Here is a 3,283-nt window from a genome sequence, read left to right on the forward strand (position 1 = left end):
GATCACCGCCAGCTCAGTGCTCAGCCATCGCCCTGTAGTGCAGACCTAGGGGGGTCCCTATGAATGATATCAATCACTTAGGACCTCGGTACCCCCCGAATCGGCTAAGTCGGGTTGGGTCAGATCCCGCACGTGAAGCTCGGTCGGTATCCGCGCTTTCTGCTTTCAAAGGTGGTCGAGCACGGGCTCGTGACGCCTCCGGCCGAGGCGGGTGGCAAATGGACCCGCGAGAAGGCCAAGCGGGCGGTGCCGTGACTTTAGTCTCATCGGGCGCCGCCAGGTCCGCACCCACCGGTCAGGTCGAGCTTTTCGGACTCGCCGTCGCGGCCAATGGCCTGACGACACTCAGTGTGCCGTGCCACAGGTGCCTGTCGACCGTCGGCGTCGTCGCGGCGGGGTCCGGGCCGCACTACGCCCGGTTGACATGTACGCGGCCACTGGATTTCGTGGTTGCCGCGGCCCCGGCGGGAGCGGCGATGAGCGACGGAGTGTTCAATCTGATAGACCGCGAGAAGCTTCTCTCCGGCGCTGCTGACTACGGCGCCAGCCAAGTAAGCGCCCCGCCCGGCGTCGAGGCCAATCCGGTGGGGCTTTCATATGACGGCCAGGTCGGGCGTTACCTGGTGCGGTTCCTTTTCGTCGTCGATAAGGACGGCGCGCCACATTTCGCATCGATTTGGAATCCCGCCAAGCCCAAGCGGCTAAAGCCAGCGCTCATCAAAAAGTTTCGACGGGAACGACGACACTTTTCCAAGGCCGTTGCGCAGGAATTCGGTCTCGCGCTGAGGATTATCGATCGCATGGACGGCGCGCCGCGCGTAACCGAGCTGGTCTACGAACACGGCGCGGTCGAGCCGGTGGAGCCGCCGGTCCCGTTTCTGGAGACTGTGGTGCATTGACATGAACAACATCAGCTACTGCCACGGCACAGGCGTGAAGGACGCCAAACCCCAGCCGCGCCAGGCGCCGGACTTTGACGGCTTCGTAGCACAAATCCTGGCCCTACCACGGGCGCGCAGCAAGGAAACCCGCGAGTACATTTGCGGCCCGCTGAGGCCAAATGGGGGCGCAGATCTACACCGTTGCAAGGCCGATCTGCTGCCGCGTGCATGGCTTGCCCACGACCTCGACGGCGGGCTTCGTGAGGAGGTCGAGATCCTGCTGATGCGCCTTGCGGACTATGAGGCCGTTGCCTGGACCACTGCCCGGCACACCCCGGAATGCCCGCGCATCCGCATCGTGTTGGCTCTGGACAGGCTCGTCGATGGCCCCGAAGGCGAAAGGCTGGAGGCGGCTTTCGTCGGCGTGGTGGGCGCCGGGTTACATTCCTTGAAGTGGGACCAGAGCACGCACCGCGGTGAGCAGGCGTGCTTTCTGCCGGTGGCGGGCGCTGAGATCATGCTTGTATCAGCACTGTTCGGCTCGCCACCAAGAGGATTACATCCGGGCGCTGGGCGCTGATCCTAGGGCAGTATGGCGGGGGCAGGCCAGCCGTGCAGCGTCCTACGATGATCTGCCGCCGGTGGAGGCCTACGACGAGGACACACGTCGGCCGCATACGGGGAGCAATTCCAAAGCGGAACACGGGGATACGTCAGGCAATGGGAAGGACGCCGGGCGCGCAGACGACGGCGAGATTCTTTATCGCTGCATGGACGACATCGAGGAGAAGCCGATCCGGTGGCTATGGCGGGGGCGGATAGCGCGGGGGAAAATCACCATGGTGGCCGGGAACCCCGACTTGGGAAATCCCAAGTGCTGGCCAGCATGGCGGCCATCGTCACCACCGGCGGGCTGTGGCCGGTGGACCGGTCGAAGTGCGAGCAGGGATCCGTGATCGTCTTAAACGCCGAGGACGAAGCCGAGGACACAATCCGGCCGCGGCTAAGGGCCGCCGGGGCAGATCTGAAACGGATCTTTATCCTGGACGCCATACGTGAGCCGGACAAAACCAAAAGGCTTTTCAACCTCACGGCGGACATCGAGCGATTGGGGGACCTGGCCAGAAAGCTCGGCGATGTGGCGCTCATCGATATTGACCCGATCACCGCCTACCTGGGGCGCGTCGATTCCCATAAGAACGCCGAGGTGCGGGGCGTACTCGCGCCCCTCGCGGCGATGGCCGCCGAAATCAAAGCCGCCATTGTCTGCGTCAATCATCTCAACAAGGCCGGCGGGCCCGAGGCTTTGCTTAGGGTGATGGGCTCGCTAGCGTTTGTAGCGGCCGGGCGCGGCGGCTACCTGGTATGTAGGGACCCGGAGGACGGGACCCGGCGCCTCTTTCTGCCCTTGAAGAACAATATCGCCGCGCCGCGCCCGGGGCTTGCCTTTCAGATCAAAGCACCGCATGGAGCCCAAGGCTGCCAGCCGTTTTGACACTCTGGCGGTCTTGGTGGGACCCGCACCACAGCTAGGTTCTAGCGATTCCGATAGCCCAAGACCGCCAAGACCGCCAATATGTGTATATAGGGCGGTCATGGAAGCGTCCACCTCCACCCTCCCGCATAGCTAGCCTTGGTCGCCTTGACCCCAAGCCGGGCTTTGGCTCGCTCGACGGTCCGCCACGCTATCCCCGCCTGTTTCGCATCTGAAAAGATTTCCTTGGAATCCACGGAGCCATCTTTAAGCAGCTCGCCCAGCCACCTCACCGCCTCACCCATGGCGCCCCGCTCCTCCGGTTCCTCGGGCGACGCCATGGCCTCGTCGGCGGACATGGTTACCAGCTCGGTATCCCACTCCACGTAGGATGTCTCGATCCCGTCGCCGAGGTCCCGTACACAAAACGCTGGCGGTCTTGGCACCTCGGAAGACCGCCAATTCCCGGAAGACCGCCACCGCCAGTGTGTTCGCGCGCGCGTGGCCGGGTATTGGGGGGCACGGCGACATCCACGGTGGGACTGGTGCGGGCGTTTGAACAAGCCGCCATCGCCAGCGGTGCCGGGCCTTGACTACTATAAACCGTCCTTCTTTCCCAAGTCAACGCTTTGCTGCGACTAAGTGAGGCAGAATCCTTAACTCTTTCGTAACCCATTGAATAATGTAGTCCGGTTTTGATGTGCTAATACAACACTACTACACCAAGGACCTAGGCAATGCCTAGTGTAGTGTCCCTTGAATAACTTTACAGATTATCCCTTCTTGTTTTTCCCTCGGGGTCCCATGTGAGGACTCCCACTTTTCGAGCTGCGTCCATTCAGCCGTTTCAACTCGATCGACAGCCTCGTGTTCGGCATGACCGTAAGCATAGCAATTGCCAGAGAATCTGTCAAGTTATTTAAGGGAC

The 3,283-nt window shown here is 62.2% G+C and carries 4 protein-coding genes; 3 read left to right on the forward strand and 1 reads right to left on the reverse strand.

Going from position 1 to position 3,283, the window contains the following annotated elements:
• Nucleotides 1-218: 218 nt before the first annotated feature.
• The 3 genes from M3461_22455 to M3461_22465 all read left to right on the forward strand — a co-directional run bounded on the left by M3461_22455 (nt 219) and on the right by M3461_22465 (nt 2,376).
• On the forward strand, nt 219-899 hold the full coding sequence (locus tag M3461_22455; protein MDQ3776909.1) for a hypothetical protein: 681 nt from the start codon (nt 219-221) through the stop codon (nt 897-899).
• Between the two features lies 1 nt (nt 900).
• Entirely contained in the window at nt 901-1,461 is a 561-nt protein-coding gene (locus tag M3461_22460; GenBank protein MDQ3776910.1) for a hypothetical protein, read from the forward strand.
• 294 nt (nt 1,462-1,755) lie between these two features.
• Complete coding sequence (locus M3461_22465) at nt 1,756-2,376, forward strand: AAA family ATPase (protein MDQ3776911.1); 621 nt, start codon at nt 1,756-1,758, stop codon at nt 2,374-2,376.
• A gap of 98 nt (nt 2,377-2,474) precedes the next feature.
• Here the strand turns inward: M3461_22465 and M3461_22470 are convergent, their stop codons facing one another.
• Nucleotides 2,475-2,741 carry a hypothetical protein gene (locus M3461_22470; protein ID MDQ3776912.1) on the reverse strand — a complete coding sequence of 89 codons (267 nt, stop codon included), beginning with the start codon at nt 2,739-2,741 and terminating at the stop codon, nt 2,475-2,477.
• Between the last annotated feature and the right edge of the window lie 542 nt (nt 2,742-3,283).

It is taken from the genome of Pseudomonadota bacterium (genome assembly GCA_030860485.1).
Lineage (GTDB): Bacteria > Pseudomonadota > Gammaproteobacteria > JACCXJ01 > JACCXJ01 > JACCXJ01.